Annotated in this window: 17 protein-coding genes; all 17 read left to right on the top strand. The window is 68.5% G+C overall.

The annotated features are described in order from the left end of the window. The first annotated feature begins 54 nt into the window (after window positions 1-54). Complete coding sequence (locus AC1Q6P_RS15640) at window positions 55-1,701, top strand: aminotransferase class I/II-fold pyridoxal phosphate-dependent enzyme (RefSeq protein ID WP_492665008.1); 1,647 nt, start codon at window positions 55-57, stop codon at window positions 1,699-1,701. Continuing rightward, the gene (locus AC1Q6P_RS15645) at window positions 1,698-3,365 is read left to right on the top strand and encodes an AMP-binding protein (RefSeq protein ID WP_492665009.1); all 1,668 of its coding nucleotides are present in this window, start codon (window positions 1,698-1,700) and stop codon (window positions 3,363-3,365) included. Before AC1Q6P_RS15640 ends, AC1Q6P_RS15645 begins: the two co-directional genes overlap by 4 nt. Continuing rightward, the gene (locus tag AC1Q6P_RS15650; protein WP_492665010.1) at window positions 3,362-5,818 is read left to right on the top strand and encodes a polyketide synthase; all 2,457 of its coding nucleotides are present in this window, start codon (window positions 3,362-3,364) and stop codon (window positions 5,816-5,818) included. The genes AC1Q6P_RS15645 and AC1Q6P_RS15650 overlap by 4 nt, the downstream gene beginning before the upstream one ends. Further along, on the top strand, window positions 5,819-6,997 hold the full coding sequence (locus AC1Q6P_RS15655; RefSeq protein WP_492665011.1) for an acyl-CoA dehydrogenase family protein: 1,179 nt from the start codon (window positions 5,819-5,821) through the stop codon (window positions 6,995-6,997). A gap of 2 nt (window positions 6,998-6,999) precedes the next feature. Next, window positions 7,000-9,816, top strand: coding sequence for an aminotransferase class III-fold pyridoxal phosphate-dependent enzyme (locus tag AC1Q6P_RS15660; RefSeq protein WP_492665012.1), 2,817 nt, complete (start codon window positions 7,000-7,002; stop codon window positions 9,814-9,816). 12 nt (window positions 9,817-9,828) lie between these two features. Continuing rightward, window positions 9,829-11,001, top strand: coding sequence for a nitroreductase family protein (locus AC1Q6P_RS15665; protein ID WP_492665013.1), 1,173 nt, complete (start codon window positions 9,829-9,831; stop codon window positions 10,999-11,001). Next, a complete protein-coding gene (locus AC1Q6P_RS15670; protein ID WP_492665014.1) occupies window positions 10,998-11,897 on the top strand; it encodes an outer membrane lipoprotein-sorting protein in 900 nt (299 codons plus the stop codon). Before AC1Q6P_RS15665 ends, AC1Q6P_RS15670 begins: the two co-directional genes overlap by 4 nt. 6 nt (window positions 11,898-11,903) lie before the next feature. Beyond that, a complete protein-coding gene (locus tag AC1Q6P_RS15675; protein WP_492665015.1) occupies window positions 11,904-13,358 on the top strand; it encodes an ABC transporter permease in 1,455 nt (484 codons plus the stop codon). Between the two features lie 10 nt (window positions 13,359-13,368). Beyond that, window positions 13,369-14,658: an ABC transporter permease gene (locus AC1Q6P_RS15680; protein WP_492665016.1), complete on the top strand. Its 1,290-nt coding sequence runs from the start codon at window positions 13,369-13,371 to the stop codon at window positions 14,656-14,658. Next, window positions 14,651-15,421 (top strand): ABC transporter ATP-binding protein, encoded by a 771-nt coding sequence (locus AC1Q6P_RS15685; RefSeq protein ID WP_171828848.1) that lies wholly within the window; start codon window positions 14,651-14,653, stop codon window positions 15,419-15,421. Before AC1Q6P_RS15680 ends, AC1Q6P_RS15685 begins: the two co-directional genes overlap by 8 nt. Before the next feature lie 89 nt (window positions 15,422-15,510). Next, window positions 15,511-16,644: a hypothetical protein gene (locus AC1Q6P_RS15690; protein ID WP_492665017.1), complete on the top strand. Its 1,134-nt coding sequence runs from the start codon at window positions 15,511-15,513 to the stop codon at window positions 16,642-16,644. Window positions 16,645-16,659: 15 nt separating this feature from the next. Then, window positions 16,660-17,703 carry a class I SAM-dependent methyltransferase gene (locus AC1Q6P_RS15695; protein ID WP_492665018.1) on the top strand — a complete coding sequence of 348 codons (1,044 nt, stop codon included), beginning with the start codon at window positions 16,660-16,662 and terminating at the stop codon, window positions 17,701-17,703. 13 nt (window positions 17,704-17,716) lie between these two features. After that, complete coding sequence (locus tag AC1Q6P_RS15700; protein WP_492665019.1) at window positions 17,717-20,512, top strand: PEP/pyruvate-binding domain-containing protein; 2,796 nt, start codon at window positions 17,717-17,719, stop codon at window positions 20,510-20,512. After that, window positions 20,500-20,814: a hypothetical protein gene (locus AC1Q6P_RS15705; protein ID WP_492665020.1), complete on the top strand. Its 315-nt coding sequence runs from the start codon at window positions 20,500-20,502 to the stop codon at window positions 20,812-20,814. Before AC1Q6P_RS15700 ends, AC1Q6P_RS15705 begins: the two co-directional genes overlap by 13 nt. Then, window positions 20,798-21,553: a 4'-phosphopantetheinyl transferase family protein gene (locus AC1Q6P_RS15710; protein WP_492665021.1), complete on the top strand. Its 756-nt coding sequence runs from the start codon at window positions 20,798-20,800 to the stop codon at window positions 21,551-21,553. Before AC1Q6P_RS15705 ends, AC1Q6P_RS15710 begins: the two co-directional genes overlap by 17 nt. Beyond that, complete coding sequence (locus tag AC1Q6P_RS15715; protein ID WP_492665022.1) at window positions 21,543-23,309, top strand: acyl-CoA dehydrogenase family protein; 1,767 nt, start codon at window positions 21,543-21,545, stop codon at window positions 23,307-23,309. Before AC1Q6P_RS15710 ends, AC1Q6P_RS15715 begins: the two co-directional genes overlap by 11 nt. Window positions 23,310-23,369: 60 nt before the next feature. After that, window positions 23,370-24,380 (top strand): hypothetical protein, encoded by a 1,011-nt coding sequence (locus AC1Q6P_RS15720; protein WP_102766784.1) that lies wholly within the window; start codon window positions 23,370-23,372, stop codon window positions 24,378-24,380. The last annotated feature ends 10 nt before the right edge of the window (window positions 24,381-24,390 follow it).

Consider the following 24,390-nt stretch of genomic DNA (forward strand, 5'->3'; position numbering starts at 1 on the left):
TCCCAGCAGCCAGGCCAGCACTTCAGTCAGCCCCTCAACCACGCAGCACGCACCATGAACGCAGCACATCACGACATTGCGGCCACCGTCAGGGCGGTCGTTCAGAAGCACTCGCAGTACGCCGATGAGGCCTTGCAGGACCATGCCCTGCTGCAAGAGGATCTGGGCATCGACTCCATCATGCTGGCCGGCATCGTCAGCGAGCTCAACAGTCTCCTGCAGACGCGGGTGAGCGTGTCCCCGGGGGATTCCGACACCCTGGTGAGCCTGAGCGCGCGCTTTGCGGCGCAGCTACCGGCACAGGCCCCGGTGCAACAGCCGCCAAGCGCCGACCCGGCTGCACTGGCCCGGGCTGCAGTGGCCGCTGCCGCCGCCTTCAGCGCGCCCGCGCTGGCCACGGCTGACTCCAGCAGCAGCACGGGCAGCTCGGGCAGCAAGGCGACCATGCGTGATTTTGTCGGCAACGGCACCGACCCGGACATCTTCACCAAGACCCGTCGCTTCCAGCGCTTCCAGCGCGAGCGGGCCGAGCAAGGGCACTTCTGGTACGGCATGGCCTCGCGTGGGCGCAGCAGCAACCGTGCGCGCATCTTCGACCGGCACGAGGGCCGGGAGCGTGAATTCCTGCTGTTCGCCTCCAACAACTACCTGGGCCTGGCCAATGACGAACGGGTGCTGGACGCGATTCAGCAGGCCAGCCGCGAGTACGGTGCCACCAACACCGGGAGCCGTTTGATCGCCGGCACCACCGAGGTGCATCAGTTGCTGGAGCGCAAGCTGGCACAGCTGAAGGGCCGCGAGGATTGCCTGGTCTTCCCGTCCGGCTACTCGGCCAATCTGGGCACCATCGCCGCCTTGGTGGGACCGGGCGATCAAGTCATCGGCGATGTTTTCAACCACATGAGCATTCAGGACGGTTGCAAGCTTTCGGGCGCCACCCGCCGGCTCTACCCGCACAACGACATGCAGGCGCTGGAGGACATGCTGGCGCGCCATGAAGACCAGTCGGGCGGGCGCCTGATCGTCGCCGACGGGGTCTTCAGCATGCATGGGGACATCGTGCATCTGCCCGAGCTGCTCAAGCTGGCCCAGCGCTACCAGGCGCGCGTGCTGATCGACGAGGCCCACAGCACCGGGGTGCTCGGCACCACCGGCTCCGGTACCACCGAACATTTCCAGCTCAAGGGCCGGGTGGATCTTGAGGTCGGCACCATGAGCAAGGCCCTGGGTGGCCAGGGTGGCTTTGTTGTTGGTGACGCTGAAGTAATTGACTACCTGCGCTACTACGCCAACAGCTATGTCTTCGCGGCCACGATTCCGGCTCCCGTGGCCGCGGGTCTGAACGCCAGCCTGGACATCATGGCAGCGGAGCCCGAACGGCTGACGCGGCTGTGGAGCAATATCGACTACCTCAAGGCCAGCCTGGACCGACTGGGCTTCGACACCGAACAGTCAAACAGCGCCATCATCCCGGTGCGCATCGGCGACGAGACCCTGGCCATGAATATGGGTCGCTCCCTGCGTCGGCGCGGTCTGTACTGCCAGACCGTGGTCTTCCCCGGCGTGGCCGTGGGTGATGCGCGCCTGCGCATCAGCGTGCTGGAATCGCACACCCGGCAGGATCTCGACCAGGCACTGGACATGCTGCTCGCGGCCGCCCAGGAGAACCGCCTGCCCCTGCATGAGGCCTTGGCCGCATGAGCAGCCCCACGCCGGAAACGACCCCAGCGGCCATGGATCGGCGGTCCCTGGGACTGCAAGCCGTGCTGCAACGTGGCGTGCATCAAGCCCTGTTGAAATGGCCCGACGCCCGGCCGCTGCTGCGTGATGCTGAACATGAGCTGAGCTATGGCGATTGCCGCCAATGGGTGTCCACGGCCCGTGAGCAGCTGCTGGCGGACTGCGGCGGCCAGGCCGTAGCCATCTGGATGGACAAGCAGGCGCTGTACGCCCAGTGCATTCTGGCGACGCTGTTCTCGGGCGCACGCTACCTGCCCCTGGACGGCGCGCAGCCGGTCGAGCGCGTGCAAGCCATCGTGGCCGACGCGCGGCCAGCCTTGCTGATCCTGGATGCCGCCCATGCCGAACTCTGGCTTCAGGCCCAAGCGCAGCGCCGCGATCCCGACACACGCCCGACACGCCTGCTGGTGCTGAGCGAGCAGACGCCTGCGCTGGAGGCCTGGGCGGACGCCTGGGCCGAAGCCCAGGGACGCTGGCTTTCTCCGAAGCTGACCGACTTTCACCCTGGACCGGCCTTGCAGGAGGAGCGCATCGATCCCGGAGCGGTGGCGGCCATTCTCTACACCTCAGGCTCCACCGGGCTGCCCAAGGGCGTGCAGCTGAGCCAGCTCAATGTGCTCAATTTCGTCAGCTGGGCCGCCCAGACCCTGGGCCTGCAGCATGAAGACCGCCTGCTCAATCTCGCGAGCTTCAATTTCGACCTCAGCACCTTCGATCTCTTCGCTGCCTTGCAGGCCGGCGCCAGCGTCTACATCAGCCATGAGTCGGAGCTGCGTCATATGGCGCGACTGGGCGAGCTGCTGGAGCAGCAAGCGGCCACCGTGGTCTACGGCGTGCCTTCCACCTTCGGCCTTCTGCTGCGCAGTGGCGTCCTCACACCGGAACGCCAGTCGGCCCTGCGCCACCTGATCTTTGCCGGCGAAGTCATGCCCAAGCCGCTGCTGCAGGCCCTGGCAGCGCAGCTGCCACGCGTCTGCCGCCTTTACAACTTCTACGGCCCGACCGAGACCAATGTCTGCCTCTGGCATCCGGTCAGCGCCGAAGACCTGGCCAGCGATGGGCCTGTGCCGATTGGCCGCCCCATCCGCGGCGCCGAGGTCTGGCTGCAGGACGAAAGCGGTCGTCACATCGTCGAGGAAGGCCATCAGGGCGAGATCTGGGTGGCCGGTGACTGTGTCACGCCGGGCTACTGGCAACGCCCCGACGATGCCAACAGCCACCAGCACCGGCTGGGCCGCCATGCCACGGGTGACCAGGGCTCCTGGCATCGGGGCAGCCTGCTCTATCACGGTCGCCGCGACCGCATGGTCAAGATCCATGGCTTCCGCGTCGAACTCGGGGAGATCGAGGCGGCCCTGGCTCGCCAAAGCCAGTTGGCCGAATGCGCGGTGCTGGCCCTGCCAGGCGCCAGTGGCACCCGCCTGCTGGCCGCCTATGTGCCGCGCGAAGGCTGCTGCGTGCCCGGCACGCTGGCTCTGAAGCAGCATTGCGCCAGCCTCCTGCCGGCCTATATGGTGCCGCAGCAATGGGTGGCGCTGGCTCAGTTGCCCAAGAACGCCAACGGCAAGATCGACCTGCGCCGGCTTCAGGCCCTGATCCTGGATGAAGAGGCCGCCCAGTCATGAACGCTTCCGCCGCACACCTGCTGGGCCTGGGCTTGCGCCACGCCAACCTGCCGACAACCCAGGATTGGCTGGATCGGCTGGCGGCCGTCCGCTCGGCCAGCACGGGTTCAGGCGCGGACCATGCGCTGCAGCCCCATGCCTTGCCGCTCCATAAACTGCCGCCCTTGCCTGCCGAGCAGCGCCTGCCCGTGAGCGCGGGCGATCTGGGTCAATTCGGCATCCCGCCGATCTATCGCGGGTCCATCCACCGCATCCAGATCCATCTTCTCGAACTCGCGCAAGAAGCGCTGCAGCAGGCCGAGCGGGCGGGCGTGAAGCTCGAACGCGAGCACTGCGATGTGATTCTCGTCACCGCCCTCGGGCTCAACCGCAGCCACGAAAACGAGGCTCGCGCGGCAGCGCTGCGCTGGGCCGCCGCGGGCTGGCGCGAACACCCCGATGCACGTGCTCTGCTGGAACTGTGGCGTCAGGATCTGGAGCAGGGCTTCACCGCCAGCTCGCACGACAAGGTGGGCGAAATGGCCAGCGCCCTGGCCGCACGGGTGGCCGCGCATTTTCAGCTGCGCGGACGCGTGCTGGCCCTGGAGGCACGCGCCGAAGGCGGGCGCGCAGCGCTGGCCGCAGCCCTGAACTGCCTGTCGCATGGCGGCAGCCGGCAGGTGCTGATCCTGGGCGCGCAAACCCTGGACAGTCCCCTGCACGAACGCCCCGACCTGACGGACACCTCCACCCCTGAGCTGCCCACCTGGCGCGAGTCCGCCTGCGCCCTGCTGCTCGGCGATGTGTCCGCGGCCCACGCCGGGCAGCTGATGCTGCAGCTGCCCCCCGCCCCGCCCATCTGTCCAAGGCCCGCAGCGACCGTGGCCGCCGGGCCGGTGTTGCACATCGAGGGTCAGGTCTTGCCTGTACAGACGGTCTTGGGCTACGGCCATGCGATGCAAGACTTGCAGGCCCTGGCTCTGGCGGCCCTGGCACAAACGCAAGCGCAAGTACAAACCGCGGGAGCTGGTGCGAGCCGCAGCCCAGCCGTCCACGCCGAACTCGGCCCGCAGGCGATTTTTGTGCTGCAGGCCGCCGGCCAGCCGCTGCCGGAACAGGCTTGCTCCGAGACGGACCCGGTGGCCGTGGTCGGCTGCGGCAGCGCCTTTGGCGACACACGAGGCAATGCCGAGTTCTGGGCAGCCCTGAGCCAGCCCGGCCACCGCTTCCGCCCGCTCGACCCGGCGCGCCATCATTGCGATCCCTTCCTGGACCCGCAAGCCCGCCACAGCCTGGCCTACTACATCGAGCAGGCCAGCCATGCCGGCCTCGAGCCGGCCCTGCACCCGCATGCAGCCAGCATGCATCTGGCGCGCAGCGTGGCCAGCGAGGCCTGGTCGGCTGTGGCCGGCCTGGCCCCGGAGCGCCTCGGCCGGCTGCAAGTCATCTGCGCCAGCAATCTGACGACGCCGGCCTTGCGCAGCGCCGGCGCCCAAGCCCTGCTGCCGCGCGTGCTGGAGCGCCTGGATGCGCTCGGCCGCCTGCAGGGCTGGAACGAGGCACTGCGCCAATCGCTGGCCCGCGCCCTGCACAACCAGGCCCAGGCCGAACGCCAGCCATCCGCCGAGGACCAGGGCCTGGCCACCGCCAGCGGCCTGGGCCGCGCCGTGGTCGGCGACCTGCCGGCCCAGGTTCTGGCGCTTGAAGCCGCATGTGCCAGCTCCATGGCGGCGCTCGATCTGGCCGGCCTGGCCCTGCGCGCCGGTCAGGTCGACACCGTGCTGGTGCTGGGTGTGGAGCTGCCGGTCAACAGCAGCGATCTGCTGCTCTGCGCCGCACAACGCATGCTGGCGCCGGGCGTGATGGCCAGCTTCGGCATCGATGCCAGCGGCTTCACGCCGGGCGATGGCGCCGGCGCGGTGCTGCTGATGCGCAAGCCCCAGGCTGAGGCCCTGGGCTTGCCGGTGCTGGCCCAGTTGCTGGCTTTTGGCGCCAGCACCGACAGCAAATCCATGATCGCGCCGAACCAGGCGGGCCAGACCCAGGCCATGCGTCGTGCCTTTGCCGCGCTGGCGGCCCAGGGCATCGGCCCGTCGGCGCTGCAGTATGTGGAGACCCATGGCACCGGCACCTTGATTGGCGATCAGGTGGAAACCGCCTCGCTGGCCGAGGTCTACGCCGGGGCCACCCAAGGCCTGGCACTGGGGGCGCTCAAGTCCAAGTTCGGCCACTGTTTTGCCGCGGCCGGCATGGCCAGCCTGATCAAGACCGTGCTGGCCCTGGCCCATGAGCGCATGCCGGCCAACCACTTCGAACGCCCGCTCAAACCCGAGCTGGAATGGCCACGCCTGGGCCTCGACCCCTTGTTCACCGAGCGCCCCTGGCCACGCAACCCTCAGCAGCGTCGCCGTGCCGGCATCAATGCCTTTGGCACCGGCGGCATCAATTACCACCTTGTGTTGGAAGAGGCTTGAATGCAGTTCGCCCTGACCCCCGCGCAGCATGCGCTGCAAGCGCGTATCGCCACCCTGGCCTCCAGTTTGCAGGACCCGCTCTTGCACGAACGTGACCGGGCCTGCGAGTTCTCACGGCCGCTCTGGCAGGCCATGGCCAGCGCAGGCCTGCACCTGCTGCCCGCCCCGGCCGAGTACGGCGGGCAGGCCCTGGGCGCCCTGGATCTGGCTCTGGCCCTGGAGACCCTGGGCGAGCAGGTACCGGACACCGGCCTGGTGTTCGCCCTGGCCGCCCACCTGTGCGCCTGCATCCATCCGCTGCTGACCTTCGGCAGCGAGTCGCAGCAAAAGGAATGGCTGCCGCAGATCGGCAAGCAAGGCTGGCTGGGTGCCCATGCGATCACCGAGGCGCAAGCCGGCTCGGACATCTCGGCCATGCGCACCCGGGCCCAACGCGAAGGCCAGGGCTACCGCATCAGCGGGCGCAAGTGCTACATCAGCAATGCGCCGGTCTGCGACTTCCTCATCGTCCACGCCCGCACCGGCGAGAGCGGCAGCTTTCTCGACTACAGCAGCTTTGTGCTGGACCGCCACAGCAGCGGCGTGCACATCAGCGCCACGCCGCATGAGAAGCTGGGCCTGCGCACCACGGCCATGGGCGATGTGGAGTTCGATGGCGTCTGGGTTCATGAATCCCAGCGCCTGGGCAAGGAAGGCAGCGGCGGCCCCATCTTCCAGGCCAGCATGGCCTGGGAACGCAGCTGCCTGTTCGCCATGTACCTGGGCACCATGAAGCGCCAGCTGCGCGCCTGCTGGTCCCATGTGGAGGAGCGCGAGCAGTTCGGTCGTCCCCTGATCGAGCAGCAAAGTCTGGCCCACCGCCTGGCCGATATGCAGCTGCGCTACGAATCGGCGCGCCTGCTCTGCCTGCGCGCCGCCTGGTCGCTGGACCTGCCGCAGCCCGCCCGCGGTGATGCCAGCCTGGCCGCCAAGCTGGCCCTCAGCGAGGCCGCCGTGCTCAACGGACTCGATGCAGTGCATCTGCACGGCGCGCTCGGCATGCTCAGTGGCGCCATCGAACGCGAGCTTCGCAATGCCCTGCCCAGCAGCGTGTTCTCGGGCGGCAGCGAAGTCTTGAGAAACCAGCTCGTGCAGCAACTGCGCGGCGACTACAAGCGTGAAGCGCGCGGAGGACGTTGAACATGGCAAGCATGGTGGGACAAGCCACACTGGGCAAGGAAGAGCTGCTGGAGACGGCGGGGCTGATGGTCGAGTTCACCCGCGCGCGCGGAGACCATCTCTACTACCTCGATGAGAACGGGAAGGAACGGCAAGTCCTGGATCTGGTCGGCGGCTTCGGCTCCACCCTGCTGGGGCACAACCACCCCGAGCTGGTCGAGCTGTTGACCCGCTGCCTGGCGCAGCAGCGCCCGGTGCATGCCCAGGGCTCGCGCCGGCAACAAGCCAGCGACCTCAAGCAGGCCCTGGCCGACTACCTGCACCAGCACAGCGGCGAGCGCTACAAGATCTACCTGCTCAACACCGGCACCGAGGCGGTCGAAGCCGCCATCAAACATGCCCGTTATGCCTATGCCCAGCGCATGGAGGCCATGAGCGATGCCTGCGCGGGCAATGCACGCGAGCTGCAGATCCGGCTGGAGCGCGGCGAGATCCAGATCGACGCGTACCTGCTGCAACAGGCCGAGCGCCTGCTGCAGCACGAGCCCCTGGACCATGTGGACGCCTTGCTGTCCGCCGTGAACCAGCGCAACCTGCAAGCCCTGGCCACGGCGCCGCTGATGGCGGCCCTGCCCTATGCCTTCCATGGCAAGACCCTGGGCTCGCTCGCCCTGACCTGGAACCGCGATGCCCGCCTGGCCTTTGTGCGCAACAACCCCGACGCCTTGTTCGTCCATGAGCCCAGCCAGTTCCTGGCCCAGCTGCGCGAACACAGCGTCAGCGTCTACCAGTTCGAGTTCCAGCCCCTGCGCCTGGTCGAGCGCCGCCTGCCCCGGCTGGCGGGTCTGATCTACGAACCCCTGCGCGGCGAGGGCGGCATCCTGGAACTGGATCCAGAGTTCCGAACCCTGCTGCAAGCGCTGCGCGAGCACCACCCCGAGGTGGCCCTGATCGCCGACGAGGTGCAGTGCGGCCTGGGCCGCACCGGCCGGCCGATCGAAAGTGCAGCACAAGGGCTGCCGGCCGACTACCTCACCTTCGCCAAATCGCTGGGTGGTGGCCTGTGCAAGATCTCGGCCCTGGCGGTGCGCGAATCGCTGCAGCACCGCGAGTTCGGCATGCTGCACAGCTCGACCTTTGCCGAGGACGACCTCAGCGCCAGAGTAGCGCTGCGCAGCCTCGAGATCCTGCAGCGCGATGCTGTGGCGCAACGCTGCGCCTCGCTCGGCGAGGCCTTGCTGGAGGGCTTGCAAGCCCTCCAGCGCGCCCATCCCGAGCTGATCCGCGCAGTGCGCGGGCGCGGCTGCATGCTGGGTCTGGAGTTGCAGGACCTGAGCGAGCATCGCTCCCCCCTGCTGGCCAGCCTGGCCCAGGAGCAGCTCCTGGGCATGGTCTGCGCCGGCCATCTGCTGCACGCCCATGGCTTGCGGGTGCTGCCCTCGCTGGGCCGACGCAGCGTGCTGCGCATCCAGCCCTCGGCCTATTTGCAGCCCGCCGATCTGCAGCAGGCGCTGCAAGCCTTCCGGGCCTTGTTCGAGACGCTGGCCCAGGGCAATCTGCAAAGCCTGCTCGCCCACATGCTGTCCAGCGGCTTCACGCCCCTGGCCCTGCCGGCCGCGCGGACGGGCAGCGGCGCCGAGTCTCTGGCGCCCGCTGGCAGCGCCACGGCCGTGGAGCGCATCGGCTTCCTGGCCCACCTGATCGACGCCCAAAGCCTGCGCGAGTGGGAGCCCGGCCTGGCCGGCCTCAGCGACGAACAGCTGAGCGAGCTGTGCAGCCGCGTGCAATGCGCGATGGAGCCGCAGCTGATTGCCAGCCGGCGCGTGCGCTCACCCCTGGGTCGCGAGGTCGAGCTGCGGCTCTACGGCATCATGATGGATTCGGAGAGCATTGCCGCCGACATCCGCTTCCACCGTGCCCAGCAGATTCGGCGTCAGGTCCAGCATGCCTACCAGCGGGCGCGCGATGAAGGCTGCGGCCTGGTCGGCTTTGGCGGCTACACCTCCATCGTCACCGCCAACTGCATCGATTTCGAGTACGAGCATCCGCCCGTCACCAGCGGCAACGCCCTGACGGTGGCGGCCAGCCTGGCCGCGACACGATCCAGTGCCGCACGCATGGGCCTGGTCAGTTCCGAAGCGGTGGTCGCCGTGGTCGGCGCCGCCGGCAATATCGGTCAGGTGCAAGCGCTGCTGCTGGCCGCGCAGTGTCGCCGCCTGATCCTGCTTGGACGCCCCGGCCATGAGGCCCGCCTGGCCCAGGTGCGGCGCGACATCGCCAGCGAGCTGCTGCAACAGCCGCTGCCCAGCATCGATGCCGCCAGCACCTGGGCCCGGGCGCTGCGGGAGTGGCGCCAAGCCCAGCAAGGCACGCCGGACCTGGCCCAGCTGGATGCCTGGTTGGCGCAGCAGGCTTGGGTGCAGCTGAGCACCTCGCTGGACGCCTGCCGCGAGGCCGACATCGTGATCAGCGCCTCCAGCAGCCCCCAGCCCGTGCTGCGGGCCGAACATTTCGCGACCGACCGCCCGGTGCTGGTTTGCGATGTGGCGGTGCCCGGCGATGTCGAAGCCGACAGCGTCCAGGCCCTGCCGCAGCTGCGCCTGATCCGCGGCGGCGTGGTGCGCCTGCCGATGGCACCCAAGCTGGAGCTGCCCGGCATGCAGCTCGATCCGGGCCTGATCTTCGCCTGCGCCGCCGAGACCTTGCTGCTGGGCCTCTCGGGCATCCGCGCCGACTTCAGCAAGGGTCCGGTGCGGCCCGAGCAAGTGCGCGAGATCGAGGGTCTGGCACGCCTGCACGGTTTCGAAATCGATCATGAAAAGCGCGTCGGCGCCTTCTGAGCGCGAGGCCCCATGCACGACGCCGTGATGCCCGACGCCTTGCTGCAGCGGATCGAGCCCTTGCTGGCCCTGGCTGCACGGGCGCCGTCCTCGCACAACAGCCAGCCCTGGCGCTTGCGCTGCCTGCCCGCGGTTCCGCCACGCTGGCAAGACAGCGGCCCCTGGACCCAGGCCCTGGCCATCGAGCTGGACCCCGCGCGCTGCCTGCGCGCCCTGCCGGCGCTGCAGCGCGAGATGCTGATCAGCCTGGGCGGCTTTGCGGCCATCTTGCTGAACCTGCTGCGTCTGAGCGCCTGGCCGGTCAAGGCGGTGCCGGCCGAGCCGAATCAAGAAGGCCAGGAAGGGCGCCTTCTCTTGCTGCTCGGCGCTCAACCCTGCGCCGAGCGCGTCGATCACGCCGGCCTGGCACGCCTGAACCGCGCCCTGCGCCTGCGCCACACCGAGCGCGGCCCCTACCTGCCGATGCAGGGCCTGCGCTTTCACCTGGAGTCACCGGACAACCCGCTGCCCTACACGCTGGACCTGCAGGAGCCGCGCCCGACGCTGCGCTGGCAAGCCCTGCATGCCAGGTCCGCACGGGCCGAGTTGGCCGAGTTCTATGCCCGCCACGGCGCCCGCGATCTGATGCACCCGCAGGCCTGGGCCGAGACCTATGCCCACCTGAACTTTGCCGCCGAGCAGCCCGCCCGCCCTGTGCCACAGGGCATGCCGATCGAACGCTTGTTCGGCCCCCTGCCCGCCTGGCGCCGCCGCCTGCTGCAGCTGTTGCTGCACCCGCGCTTGCTACGCGGGCCGGCCGGCCGCCCGGTGACGGCCGAGGCCGGACGCCAGCTGCGCGCCCTGATCCTCAGCAGCCCCGCCCTGCTCTACCTCAGCACGCCCCGCGAGAGCGGCACGGCGCTGGAGGGATGGCTGGCCGGGGAGGCCATCGCCCGGCTCTGGCTGGCGGCGGCCGATGCCGGCCAGGCCCTGCACCCCTTGAGCGTGGCGCTGCAGCACGAGGACCTGGCTCAGGGTCTGGCGGGTCTGCTCGGTTGCCGCGAGCGCCTGCTGTTCATCGCGCGCGCCGGCACGCCGGCTCAGGCCCTGCGCCAGGCCCAGCACCACCGCCGTGCGCCATCTGCGTTCTGCGTCTCGCAGCGTTCCGACGCATCACCCTGTTTGCCTTGCAGCCCCAGCCCATGACCGCCACAAAACCGCCCTCGTCAAGACCGCCCTCGCCGAGCTCGCCCTCGCTCACCTGGCGTTCCCTGGCAGCGCCGCCCGCGGCGCGCCGCCTGTTTCTGCAGCTGCTGGCCTTGCTGCCGGCCGCCGCCGTGCCCATGCAGCTCCGGGCCGCGGAGGCGGTCTCCGACGCCGCGCTCAGCCAGTGGATCCACGAAGCCGAGCGCGTGCTGCGCGGGCGCAGCTCGGCCGCGGTGATGAAGATGCACATCGAGCGCAGCGACTACCAGCGCAGCTACGACCTGATGGTGCTCAGCGACGACCGCAGCGAGCCCGGCAAGGTCTTGATCCGCATGCTGGGCCCGGCACTGTGGCGCGGCAATGCCACGCTCAAGGTCGGCGAGCGCATCAGCTTCTACGACCCGCGCAGCCGCCGCATCACGGTGATGGGCAGTTCCATGCTGGCCGACAACTGGATGGGCAGTCACTTCAGCAACGACGACCTGATGCGCGAAACCGATCTGGCGCGCCACTACGGCTACGAGCTGCTGCAAAAGACACGGGACAAGGACGAGCTGGGCCGCCCGGTCGAACGCGCCCTGCTGCGCCTGAGCCCCAAGCCCGCAGCACCCGTGGCCTGGGGCAAGGTGGAATATCAGCTGCAGCTGCTGGAAAACGGCAAGGGCGCGAGCGTGCTGCCGCTGCAAGTGGATTACTTTCGCCGCGCCGATGACACGCAGGCCCAGCGCTCGCTGCGTTACAGCCAGCTCAAGCCCTTGGAGGGCCGCGTGCTGCCCACGCGCCTGACCATGAAGGCCCTGGACAAGCCCGGCGAATACACCCAGATCGACTACGTCCGGCTCAAGTTCGACAGCGACTTCGGTGCCGACGACTTCTCGGAGCGCGCGCTGCGCTGAAACCCCATGAGCACCGTCTACCGCATGGCCTGGCGCAATCTGGGCCGCAACGCCAAACGCAGCCGCGTCACCGGCCTGGGTCTGGCCCTGGCCCTGGCCTTGTGCATGGCCACCCTGGCCCTGATGGATGGCCTCAGCCAGGAGCTGATTCAGGGCACGACCGAGGGCGAGGTCGGCCACATCCAGATCCACGAGCCTCACTACCTCGACAGCCGCGCTCTGCGCCGCAGCGTGCCGGCCGACGCCCAGGCCCTGGCCGCGCTGAGGTCGGCCGAGGGCGTGCAGGGCGTGAGCGCCCGGCTCTATGCCTTCGCCTACCTCAGCCACGGCAGTCGCTCCAGCGGAGTGCAGCTGCTGGGCATCGATCCTGAACAGGAAGCCGCCGTCACCGTGCTGCATCGCAAGCGCAGCAGCGGCGAGTGGCTCTCGGCCGAGGCCACGCCCTGGCGCCAGGCCCAGGCGCTGAGTGAAGCCCAGCAGGCCGCCGACCAGGCCCTGACCGAGGCGGCCATCGCCGAGGCCTTCGCCCGGCTGGAGGGGCGCTCCAGCTCCACGGCCACGCCCACGCCCGCGCCCTCACCCACCGCCACATCGGGCGCCGAGGCCAGCCTGGCCCTGGCCGAGCAGCTGGCACCGGGGCCAAGCCGGCGCCCCGGCGTGGTCCTGGGCGCCAAGCTGGCCGCCAATCTGGGCCTGAGCGCCGACCCCGAAGGTCGCTGGGGCCAGGTGCTGGAGCTGCTGGTGGAAGGTGCCCACGGTGTGCAAAGCCATCTGGAACTCGAAGTGCGCGGTGTGCTGCAAACCGGCCTCGACCACCAGGACCGCAGCCGTCTGCTGCTGCATCTCAGCGATCTGCAGCACATGCTGCAACTGCCCGATCAGGCGCACGAGATCGCACTGCGCCTGACCGACCCCGGCCAGGCCGATGCACGCGCCGCTGCTTTGCAAGCCCAGCTCGGCGAGGGTCAGCAGGTGCAGAGCTGGTCGCAGCTGCGGCCCGATGTGCTGGCTCTGATTGCGGCCAATCGGGCGCTCATGGGCACCCTGGTATTCATCGTCTTTCTGATCGCCGGCGTGGGTGTGCTCAACACCATGCTGGTCAGCGTGATGGAGCGCCAGCGCGAACTCAGCCTGCTCAAGGCCCTGGGGCTGGCGCCGAGCAAGGTCTTGCTGCTGGTGATGGCCGAGACGGTGCTGCTGTGTCTGGCCGGCGGCCTGGTGGGCCTGACGGCTGGGGCCGCGCTGGTGGGCTGGTTGCAGGTCCATGGTCTGGATGTGTCGCGCTTCGGCGAGTTCAGCCTGTCGGGCGTGGGCATGGCGCCGGTGCTGCGGGCGCAGCTGAGTGCGGCCGGCGCGGCCCTGCCCCTGGCGATGCTGGTGCTGATCAGTGTCGTATCGGCCCTGGTGCCGGCGCTTTGGGCTGCCCGGCTGGCCCCAGCTGCCGGCATGAGAGCGCAGTGAGGAGATGAGCATGCTTGCCCACCGTTTGGCCCTGCGCAATCTCTTGCGCCACCGCCGCCGCAGCGGTTTCACCGCTGCCATCATCATCATCACCATGGCCCTGCTGACCTGCTTCCAGGGCCTCTCCGACGGTGGCCACCAGGCCATGATCCAGGTCGGCGTGCGCATGGGCCTGGGTCATTTGATCCTGTCCCAGCAAGGCCATGCCCAGGACCCCAGCCTGGAGCGGCTGATCAGCGCCGGGCCTCAGGCCCTGGCTCTGGTGCGTGCCAGTGCCGGCCCGCTGGCCCAGAGCGCCGTGCCGCGCCTGCGCTTCTCGGCCATGGCGCAGGCCGGGGCGCAGCAGATCGCGGTCACCGCCTCCGGGGTGGACCCGGCGCTGGAGCTGCCGGTCTCTGGCATCGCCGATGCCCGCGCCATCGTGCAAGGCCAGCCCTTGCCCGCGGAAAGCGCCACGGAAGACGGCCGCACTGCGCCCGAGCAAGCCGGCCTGCCGCCCTTGGTGCTGGGTGAGCGCCTGGCCAAAGCCCTGGACGTGCGCATCGGCGATCGCGTGACGCTGACGGTCAAGCCCCTGGGTGGCGGCGAATTTGCCCGCGCTGCGTTCCAGTTGCACGGCATCTTCCGCACCGGCATTCAGGAACTCGATGCCTTCTGGGTGGAGTTGCCCTTGCCGCAGGCGCAAACCCTGAGCCGCAGCGGCCAGGGCATCAGCCATCTGGCGCTCTACCTCCAGGATGAGCGCCAGCTTGCAGCCCTGCAAGAGCGACTCCAGCCGGTGCTGCAAGCGCGCGGCTGGGAGGCTCAGACCTGGACCGAAGCGGCGCCGGAGCTGAACTCGGCCGTGGCCATGGATGCCGCCGGCATGGCCCTGCTGATGGTGATCGTGGTCGTGGTCGTGGTGGCGGGCATCCTCAACACCGTGATCATGTCCGTGCTCAAGCGGCACCGGGAATTCGGCGTGATGCTGGCCCTGGGCAGCAGCCCGGGCCTGATCGTGCGCGTGGTGCTGCTGGAATCCCTGTACCTGGCCGGCGCGAGCCTGGCCTTGGGCCTGATGCTCGGCCTGGCCGCCCATGCCAATTTCGCCACCGAGGGCCTGAACTTCCGCGAGGTCTTCGGCACCGGCCTGGAGGCCGGCGGCGTGCTCTTGCCCGAGCGCTTTTACTCCCTGCTCAACCCCTTGAAGCTGGCCGGCGTGGCCGCCCTGATCCTGGTCCTGACCCTGCTGGTCAGCCTCATGCCGGCCGTCAAGTCCGGACGTCTCAAACCCATCGAAGCGATCCAACACCATGCCTGATTCCGCCATCTTCCAGGCCCAGGGCCTGCACAAGCGATTCCAGCAAGGCGATGTGCAGGTGCATGCCTTGCGCGGCATCGATCTGCGCATCGATGCCGGCGAGTTCGTCGTGATCGCCGGGCCCTCCGGCTCCGGCAAGTCAACCCTGCTCAATCTGCTGGGCCTGCTGGACTCGCCCTCCGAAGGGCAGCTTCTGTTTGGCGGGCGCGATGTCTCGCGCCTGTCCTCGAGCGAGCTGTCCGTCCTGCGCCGGGATGCCCTGGGTTTTGTGTTCCAGGCTTACAACCTGATGCCGGTGCTGAGTGCGCTGGAGAACACCGAGATGGTGATGGAGTTCCAGGGCGTGCCCGCAACCGAGCGCCGCCAGCGCAGCATGCAGTTGCTGCAGCAGCTGGGTCTGGCCGAGCAGATGCACCGATATCCCGACCAGCTCAGCGGCGGCCAGCAACAGCGGGTGGCGGTGGCGCGCGCCATTGCCAGCCGGCCGCGGGTGGTGATCGCCGATGAACCCACGGCCAATCTCGACTCGGCCACCGCAATTGCGCTGATGGAGCTGATGCAGGGGCTGAACCGCGATCAGGGCGTGAGCTTTGTGTTCAGCTCCCATGATCCCCTGGTGATCCAGCGCGCGCGGCGCGTGATCCTGCTGCGCGATGGCCAGCTGGTCTCCGACCAGGCCCAGGACGCGGTGGAGCCCGGGGGTCGCGCCGAAGGGCGCGAGCCGCCACGGCGCGCGGCCTCGCCCTCGCCCGCACTGGCCTGAATGCGATGGTGATGTTCGTGTTGCTGCTCCTCCTGCTCCTGCTTGCGCCCGGGGCAAGTCGCGCCGCACCCCCGACCGAGGCGGCCAGCATGCCCCCGTTGGAGGTGTCGCAGGACCGCGAGATGAGCAGCGAGATGGCCAGCGAGCGCGGCGCCTTGCTCTGGCTGCGCGCCATGCAGCTGCGTCCTGAACTCGGCGTCCTGCCCACAGAGCGGCAGCATCTGCTCAATGCCCAGCTGCGCCTGCACGCGCAAGGCGGCGCCGGCAGCGCCGCACAGCCGCGCTGGACCCTGCATCTCGATGCCGAGCACTGGCAGGCTGAGAAGCGTGAGGACTGGGCCTGGCTGCGCCCTTCGCCGGACGTGCGTGCCCTGGGATCGCCGCGGGCCCGCCTGGGCGCTCGCCATGCCAGCCGCCTGCAGCTGGACTGGGCCTATCTCAGCGCACGTCAGGCCGGCTGGCAAGCCAGCCTGGGCCGGCAGCCGATCAGCCGCGGTCTGGGCCGCATCTGGTCGGTGCTGGATCTGCATGCGCCGTTTCAGCCTCTGGATCTGGAGCGACTCTACAAACCCGGAATCGATGCCCTGCTGTTCGAGCAGAGCTTGAGCGAAGGATGGAGCAGCCAGAGCCTGATCAGCCTGCACCGAGAGCCCACGCCGGACGGCAGCAGTGCGGCGAAGCAGCGGGAATGGCATGTGCAGCAAGGCCTGGCCTGGAGCCGCAGCTCCGATCTGGGCCAGCTCTGGCTGGCGCGCCGCGGCGGCCGCACCGTGATCGGCCTCGGCGCCCAACGACTGGATCTGGCCGGCGGCGACTGGTACCTGGAGCTGCTCACCCACCGCGGCGGCGCGGCGAGCGCCCCGGGCTGGCAGCAGCGCGCCTTGCTGGGCAGCCAATACCGGCTGCGCCCGGGCTGGCTACTGAACCTGGAGCTGCTGCGTCAGAGCGCGCCGCAGAGCCCCGGCCTGCCGGCCCTGGGCCGCGGCCGGCATTACCTCGCGGCCGCTCTGAGCTGGGAGGCCCACCCCCTGCTGCAAGTCGACCTGATGGGCTTGCACCAACGCGAGGACGCCAGCGGCCAGCTGCTGCTGGGCCTGAAGTGGCAGGTGCGCGAAGCCATGGAGTTGCGCGCCCATTGGAGCCGGCCTTTAAGCGGCGCGGCCGGCAGCGAGTTCCGCCAGCTCGGCCAGGCTTTGCAGCTGAGCCTGCTGATGCACCACTGAACACAAGGATTGCGAATGAAACTGGCCACGCTGAAGAAGCTGATCTTTGAGAAAAACGTGCTGTCCTTTCTGCGCCTGGGCGGGGAAACCCAGAGCCTGTACCGCAGCGCCTTCGCCAGCGCTGCCGATGCCTCGGGCCTGCTGAGCCTGCTGCACGAGGCGCCACGCGACAGCCACAGCATCGCGCAAGCCCTGCGCGTGGGGCCGGAGCGCCATCACGCCCTGCTGGCCTGGCTGGACTGCGGCCTGGGCGTGGGCGAGCTGGCCCTGCGCGGCGGCCGCTACCACCTCAAGGGCAAGCTGTCGCGCCTGCTGGCACGGCCGCGCAATGATGTGACCGCCGCCATGTTCGCCGAAGTGACGCGTTATCACTTTGACGCCATTCTTGCTGCACCGACGCGGCTGCGCGAGGGTCGCGCCTACACCCTGGACGATCAGGACGGCGCCTTGATTGCCCGTTCCTCGCGCATCCTGGAGCCCTTCGTCGAAGAAGCGATCGACTGGGCATTTGCCCAGGACCCGCAGCCGCCACAACGCGTGCTGGAGGTGGGCTGCGGCGCCGGGCACTACCTGAGCTACATGCTGCGGCAATGGTCACAGCTGCACTTGAGCGCCATCGACATGCAGGCCGAGGTGGTGGCCAGCGCACGCGCCCACCTCAAGGCGCAAGGCCTGCTGGAGCGCGTGTCGCTGCAAGAGGCGCAGCTCTTCGAGCTGGCGCCGCCGCCGGCCGGTCAGGGCTTTGACCTGATCACCTTGCACAACAACTTCTACTACTTCAAGACGGAAGAGCGCCGGGCCTTGCTGGACCATGTGGCGGGTCTGCTCGCCCCTGACGGCCGTCTGTTGATCACCAGCAGCTGCCAAGGTGGCAGCCCGGCGGTGGCCGCCCTGCACCTGTGGTGGACCTTGTCCGACATCGACGCCGGCCTGCCCCGGCGCGACCAGCTGCTGGGCCTGCTGCAAGAAGCCGGCTGGCGGGACGCCACGCACCGCCAGCTGCTGCCCGGCGAAAGCTACTACGGCTTTCTGGCCCGCCGCCCCGCCCAAGCGCAATGACGAGGAGACCCCGATGAAACTGGACAGCCCGCTCGATCTGAGCCCCCGCCACGGCGACGGCAGCCCTCACACCAACCGCCACCCCGACAAGCGCTGGGCCTGGCGCTTCTCCGCCTGCCACCACCTCAACGCCCAGCGACTGGGCGGAAAAGGCGCCCAACTGGCCCGACTGCATGCCCTGGGTCTGCCCGTGCCCGACGGGCTGTGCATTCCCATCGAAGCCATGGACGAGTACGCGCAGCACAACGGCCTGGATCTGGACCGTGCCCTGGGCAGCGGCGATGCAGCGGTCTGGGCCGAGATGGCGGACAAGCTGCGCCAGGGCGAGTTTCCGAGCCACGCGATCAGCGAACTGGCCCTGGCTTACGAAGGCCTGGGCGCCGGTGCCGTGGCCGTGCGCTCATCGGCCTGTGATGAAGACGGCCACAGCCTGTCCTTCGCGGGCCAGCACAGCAGCTATCTGCAGGTGCAAGGAGTGCCCGAACTCCTGCAACGCCTGCGCTGCTGCTGGGCGTCCTTGTTCAACGCCGCGGCGCTGAGCTACCGGCGCCAACATGCGCAGGCGCTGGCCGGCGCGCGCATGGGGGTGGTGATTCAGCGCATGGTGCAGGCCACGGCCAGCAGCTGCGCCGGCGTGGGCTTTGCACGCGATCCGCTGGCACCCGAGCTACAACAGATGCGCATCGAAGCCTGCCGCGGACTGGGTGAGGGTCTGGTCTCCGGGCGGGTGCCCAGCGATGGCTATACCCTGGCGCTCGACGATCTGCGCACTCTGGGCGAGGACCTGGCTCACAAGCACAGCGCCTTGCTCTGGTCGCCCGAACATGCGCAGCTGCAGGTGCACAGCCTGCCCCAGGATCTGGCCACCGCAGCGGCGCTGGATGAGCCGGCGCGCAAGGAAGTCGGCGCCTTGCTGCTGCGCTGCTCGCGCCTGCTCGGCCAGCCGCAGGACATCGAGTGGGCGCGCGATGAGCAGGGCCAGCTCTGGCTGCTGCAAAGCCGTGCGATCACGACCTTGCAGACACTCGCACCGGACGAGGGGCCACAGCAAGGACCGGCCGATGCGGCGCTGACCGACAACGTGCTCTGGTCACGCATGGACATCGGCGAGATCTTCACGGGTCGCATGACCCCACTGGGCATCAGCTTCGCCAAGCACTACCAGTACCAGGTGCACCGCGCCTGCGGTGCCGGCATCGGCTTGCTGGATCTCGGCGACCCCGATCACTACATGGGCTACTACCGCGGCCATGTCTACCTCAATGTGGCCTACACCGCCTACCTGCTGTCGCAAACGCCGCCGGGCATGGACCAGGCGCCCTTCCTGCACCGCTTCAGCAGCGAGGAAGTGGTGCTGGACGGCTATCGCAACCCCTACGGCCAACGCCTGGGCGCGAGCGCGTGGCGCCGCCTGCAGAGCACGGGCTACTGGCTGTACAAGACCGCGCGCGAGCTGCTGGGCGCCCAGCGACGTGCGCGCCGGATGGTGGCCAGCCGCCACCGCGAGTACGCGCGCGCCCAGCAGATGGACCTGAGCCGGCTCAGTCGGGGCGAGCTGAACCAGGAGCTGCAACATGCCCTGGCCTATTTCAAGTCCATGCACATGGGCTACCTGCCCTTCTACATCAATGCCTTCACCCTTTACGGCGCGCTGGAGGAAATGTGCACCAGCTGGCTGCCCGGGCGCGGCCTGCATCTGCAGAACCGGCTCAAGGGCGATATGTCCAATCTGCGCACCGTGGAATCGGCGCGCGAGCTGTGGCAGCTGACCCAGGCCCTGCAAGCCTACCCGGAACTGCCCGCGCTCCTGGATCGCACACCGGCCGAGCTGGCCCTGAGCACCCTGGCCGAGCATGCCCAAGGCCAGGCCTTTCTGCGCACGGAGTACGCCGCCTTCATGCGCGAGAACGGCGTGCGAGGCCACGAAGAAATGGAGCTGACGCACCCGCGCTGGGTCGACGACCCGAGCTATGTCTTCCAGATGATCAAGATCTATATGCGCCAGGGCTTCAGCGTGGATGAGCGCCTGGCCAACAACGATCAACACCGCTCGGTCGACACCGAGGCCTTGCTGGCCGAACTCTCGCCCGGCCGCCGCTGGCTGCTGCGCCGTGTCAGCACCCTGTACTGCGCCTGCAGCCGCCTGCGCGAAGAGACCCGCATGAGCATGATCACCTCGATCTGGCTGGTCCGTCGGGTGCTGGTGGAGCTGTGCCGCCGCCTGCTGGAGCAAGGCCAGTTGCGCGATATGAGCGACATGGCCTGGATGGAGTTCGCCGACATCCAGGCCTATCTCGAGGGGCGCCTGAGCGCCGAGCAAGCCTTTCCCCCTGCCGTTCTGGAGGCGCGCCGGCGTCGCCAGCAAGCCTGGCTGCATGACGGTGAACCTCCACTGACCTTTGTGGGCCGCCCGCCAGCGCGCCCGGCGACCGTGGCCACCGTGCGCGGCGACCTGACCGGCCTGGGCACCTCGCGCGGCGTGTTGCGAGCACGCGCCCGTGTGATCCTGGACCTGAACCGCCAGGCGCCCGAGCTGCAAAGCGGCGAGGTCATCGTCACCCATTTCACCGACGCCTCCTGGACGCCGCTGTTTGCACTGGCCGGTGCGGTGGTCACGGATGTGGGCTCCATGCTCTCGCACAGCTCCATCGTGGCGAGAGAGTTCGGTATCCCCTCGGTGGTGAACACGCAGTTCGCCACCTCCAGCATCCGCAGCGGTGACTGGCTGACCGTCGATGGCGAACGTGGCCTGGTGGCCATTGAACGCCAGCACACCCTCGCAGAGGAGACCCCACCATGCCCGTTCTGATCGACCGCATTCGCCTGAGGTCCGTCGACCACCGCGCCGCCTTCATCCAATGGGTGCAGGAGGTGGACTATGCCGCCTGCCAGGATCTGCCCAGCGTGCAACGCTTTCGGGTGTTTGCCTGCCCCGGCGGTGACGGCCTGGATTTCTTCGAGATCGTGGAGATCAGCAGTTTCGAAGCGTTCGCGGCCGACACCTCCAGCCCCCTGTTCCAGAGCCTGGTCGCGCGCTTCGTGGAGCTGGCCGAGCTGGGCGAGCAGTTCTCGGGCGATTTGCTGGAGCCGGGATTTGAACGCCTGGCCTGAATCGCCGACATGGCTGGCAGCAGCAAGCGAGCCGCAGCGGGACACGCCGACGAGCTGCGAGCTGCTGCTGCATGCGCTGCCCGAGCCGCCCGATGCTGCATGGCTGGCCGCCCGACTGCATCCGCAGGAGCTGCAACGCTGGCGCGGAATGGCCTGGCCCAAGCGTCGGCGCGAATGGCTGGCGGGGCGTTTGTGTGCCAAATCCGCCCTGCGCCCCTGGTTGAGCGCCTCGGAGGCCGCACCAGACCGCCTGCTGATTGGCTGCGATGCGCTGTCGCGCCCTTGTCTGCCGGGCAGCCCGCTGCACCTGAGCATCAGCCACAGCCGCCGCCGGGCCATGGCCGCGGCCGACTCCGCGCCGCTTGGACTGGACACCGAACTGCACGAGGCCGTGCGCGCCCAGTCTCTGGAGATGCTCATCTCCGCCGACGAAAGCGCGCTCACGGCACAGCAGCTGGGCCTGAGCATCCACGAAGCCCGCACCGTGGTGTGGTGTCTCAAGGAAGCACGATTCAAGTGCCAGGGCCAGGGCAGCTTTGTGAGCCTGGCCCAGGGCTGGCTGCTGGAGGGCTGGAGCAGCGACGCCCAACCGCGCTGGAGCCGCCAGTCGGCCTGGCCGCCGGCACCGGCCGGGCGCCACTGGCACGTCCGATTGCACATCAACGAACACGAAGCCTGCGCCCTGGTCCACACCCGGCCTGGTGCAGCGCCGTTTGAGGAGAGCCGCCATGCATGCTGAGAGCCTGAAGCTGGCAGCGCAGTGGGAGCAAGAACTGGGCGATCCGCGGCAGAGCGATGCGCTGCTGTGCTTTGCCGACACCTTGCGGGAGGATGAGGCCGAAGTCTTCCCCCAAACCAGCCTGGAACAGCTGCGGCGCCTGGGTCTGTTCGATCAACTGGTGCCAAGCCGCCTGGGCGGTCAGCTCCAGGAACCCGAGCGCATCCTGACCTTGTCCCGCATCCTGTCGCGCCGCGACCTGAGCACCGTGATCGCCTTCGGCCAGACCTTGCTCGGTTCCTTGCCGATCTGGCTGGCGGGCAGCCCCGCCCAGCAAGCGGCCCATGCACGCAGCCTCAGGGCCGGTGGGCTGGCTTGCCTGGCCCTGACCGAGCGAGCCCATGGCAGCGACATCCTCTCGACCGAGTTCCGCGTCGAAGCCGAGGCGGATGGGCAGCACCTGCGCATCCAGGGCGAAAAATGGCTGATCAACAACGGCAGCCGCGGCGCTTCTGCCACGGTGCTGGCCTGCCAGCACCACGCGGACGGTCGCAAGGAGCTGGTGCTGCTGCGCCTGAGCCGCCCCGAGCCTGATGCCGACCCCAGCTGGCACAGCCTGCCCAAGAACGCCACGCATGGCATCCGTGGGGCCGACATCAGCGGCTTTGCATTGCAGGACCACCGTTGCCTGGCCGCCGATGTCAGCCTGCCGCGCCAGGAACCGGCCCTGAACCTGGTGCTCAAGACCTTGCAGATCTCGCGCATCCTGTGCGCAGGTTTTTCGCTGGGCGCCACCGACACCTTGCTGCGCCTCACCCTGGAGTTTGCGAGCCAGCGACAGCTCTACGGCAAGACCGTCACGCAGATTCCGGCCGCCCGAGCCAAGCTGGCCCACAGCTACGCGCGCTTGCTGTGCAACGATCTGCTGGCCCAGGCCTGCACGCGAGCGATCGCTCGTCTACCCGCTGAATTGAGCGTGCTGTCACCCATCTGCAAATACCAGCTTCCGGTCAGCTGCGAAGCGGTGGCCCGCGAACTGGCCCAGGTGCTGGGCGCCCGGCACTATCTGCGCAGCCAGGATGCGCTGGGCATGTTTCAAAAGATGGCGCGCGATCTGCAGGTGGTCAGCCTGTTTGACGGCAGCACGCAGGTCAATCTGGGCCTGCTCGCCGCCCAGCTGCGCCAGTTGCAACCCACCCTGCTGCAATGCTGGCAAGAAGGTTCAAGCGCCCGCGAAGCGCTGCTTGAGGATGCGCGCGCCTTGTTGCGCAGCGAGGCCGCGGCCTGCGACTGGCCGGACAGCAAGGACCTGCGCCTGAGCAGCCAGGGCCAGGACCGTCTGATGCAGGCCTACCTGGTTTGGCGCCGCGAACCCGGTGTTTGTGAGGGCGCGGTCTCCGAGGAAGGCACCGTCGCGTCCGCCTTGCACGCCCTCGACCAGCGGCTGCAGCAATGCTTGAGCGAGATCGGACAGCATTTCTGGGTGCAGCGCCTGCCCGTGGACAGCTGCGCAGCGCAGCAACTGGCCGTGGACTACGCCCGTCTCTGGTCCGCTTGTGCGCTGGCCCTGGCCTGGTCATTCGCTCAGGAGTCCTCATCCACCGTGGCTGCACCACGGCTGGACAGTGATCTGCTGCTCGAAGGCTTGCGCCAGACCTTGCCCGACTTGCGCATCCCCGCCTGCGAAGCCCGCGATCAACGCCTGCTCGAAGCTGCCTTGTCTTGCGTGAAACAGCGCCGCCTGTTCTCGCTCTCGCCGCTGCCGGCTGCCTGGTGAAGCCTGGGCCCGAAAGCAATCTCCACCTCTCGTAGCCTCCCTCAACAAAGGAAACTGTCGATGCGAATTCAACACACCCTGGTCGCCCTGGCCGCCCTTCTCTCCCTGCCCAGCGCCCAGGCCGGCTGGGATCCGGTGGTCACCGGCGGCCAGTACATCGTCACCGTGGAATATGGCGGTGGCAGCGTCAGCGTCAGCGAAGGCCGCAACCAGTACGGCCCCCTGGCCCGCACCGCCGGTGAGCTGCGCGCGATACCGTTTCAGATGGAAAACGGTCTCAACAGCTTCATGCGCAGCTATGCCAGCAGCAATGGCGTGAACTTCCAACGTGGCTCGCTCAGCGGCGATCTGCGTCTGCAGATCAGCCCGCAAGGCAATGGCCTGATGCGCACCACCCTCAGCGGTGTGAGCTACAACGCATGGACCCAGTTCTCGGGCAAGAAGTGGGGCATCATCCGCTTCAACTGCGTCAGCCACCTGTCCCTGGCGAACATCTCGGTGGGCGCGAGCTACAACGTCAGCAATGGGCAGGTGCCCAGCAGCAGCATCATGCTCGATGGCCAGCCGAACTCATCCACCGACTGCGATTCCAACCTCAGCTGGATCCTGCCGGTGGTCGGCAACTTCATCATCCGCAAGGTCGAAGGTCAGATCGACCAGGCCGTGCTGCAGGGCCTGCAAGGCACGCTGGGGCAAGGCAACCAAGCGCTGTTCTACGGGCGTGACAATCTGCAGCTCACCGGCCTGACACGCCTGATCTCGGCCGATCGCCAGGTCACCTTGCCAAACGGTCAGCAGTTCCCGATCGGCCAGTATGTACACAACAACCTGGCATATCTGCTGGGCAATGCACAGGTCACCGTGCAGCTGGGCAAGGGGGCCATCGTGCCGGACACCCATTGGGGCGGCGGCGAACCGGGCTACTACCAGGTCCAAGGCGATCACCTGAATCTGCAGATCTCCGTGCCCGGTCTGAGCTTCAGCGTGCGCTTGCACGAGCAGGTTCAGTTGGAATGGAACTGGAACGGCCGTTGCGGTCCCAACTCGGACATGACCTGCCACATTCCCTGAGCGTCTTCAG

The organism is Roseateles sp. GW835-FHT13E02 (assembly GCF_058794035.1).

Coding starts and splice junctions, on each gene's coding strand:
- AC1Q6P_RS15655 (WP_492665011.1), top strand. CDS start 5,819: ATGCAGTTCGCCCTGACCCCCGCGCAGCATGCGCTGCAAGCGCGTATC.
- AC1Q6P_RS15660 (WP_492665012.1), top strand. CDS start 7,000: ATGGCAAGCATGGTGGGACAAGCCACACTGGGCAAGGAAGAGCTGCTG.
- AC1Q6P_RS15670 (WP_492665014.1), top strand. CDS start 10,998: ATGACCGCCACAAAACCGCCCTCGTCAAGACCGCCCTCGCCGAGCTCG.
- AC1Q6P_RS15640 (WP_492665008.1), top strand. CDS start 55: ATGAACGCAGCACATCACGACATTGCGGCCACCGTCAGGGCGGTCGTT.
- AC1Q6P_RS15645 (WP_492665009.1), top strand. CDS start 1,698: ATGAGCAGCCCCACGCCGGAAACGACCCCAGCGGCCATGGATCGGCGG.
- AC1Q6P_RS15665 (WP_492665013.1), top strand. CDS start 9,829: ATGCACGACGCCGTGATGCCCGACGCCTTGCTGCAGCGGATCGAGCCC.
- AC1Q6P_RS15650 (WP_492665010.1), top strand. CDS start 3,362: ATGAACGCTTCCGCCGCACACCTGCTGGGCCTGGGCTTGCGCCACGCC.
- AC1Q6P_RS15715 (WP_492665022.1), top strand. CDS start 21,543: ATGCATGCTGAGAGCCTGAAGCTGGCAGCGCAGTGGGAGCAAGAACTG.
- AC1Q6P_RS15720 (WP_102766784.1), top strand. CDS start 23,370: ATGCGAATTCAACACACCCTGGTCGCCCTGGCCGCCCTTCTCTCCCTG.
- AC1Q6P_RS15685 (WP_171828848.1), top strand. CDS start 14,651: ATGCCTGATTCCGCCATCTTCCAGGCCCAGGGCCTGCACAAGCGATTC.
- AC1Q6P_RS15680 (WP_492665016.1), top strand. CDS start 13,369: ATGCTTGCCCACCGTTTGGCCCTGCGCAATCTCTTGCGCCACCGCCGC.
- AC1Q6P_RS15705 (WP_492665020.1), top strand. CDS start 20,500: ATGCCCGTTCTGATCGACCGCATTCGCCTGAGGTCCGTCGACCACCGC.
- AC1Q6P_RS15695 (WP_492665018.1), top strand. CDS start 16,660: ATGAAACTGGCCACGCTGAAGAAGCTGATCTTTGAGAAAAACGTGCTG.
- AC1Q6P_RS15700 (WP_492665019.1), top strand. CDS start 17,717: ATGAAACTGGACAGCCCGCTCGATCTGAGCCCCCGCCACGGCGACGGC.
- AC1Q6P_RS15690 (WP_492665017.1), top strand. CDS start 15,511: ATGCCCCCGTTGGAGGTGTCGCAGGACCGCGAGATGAGCAGCGAGATG.
- AC1Q6P_RS15675 (WP_492665015.1), top strand. CDS start 11,904: ATGAGCACCGTCTACCGCATGGCCTGGCGCAATCTGGGCCGCAACGCC.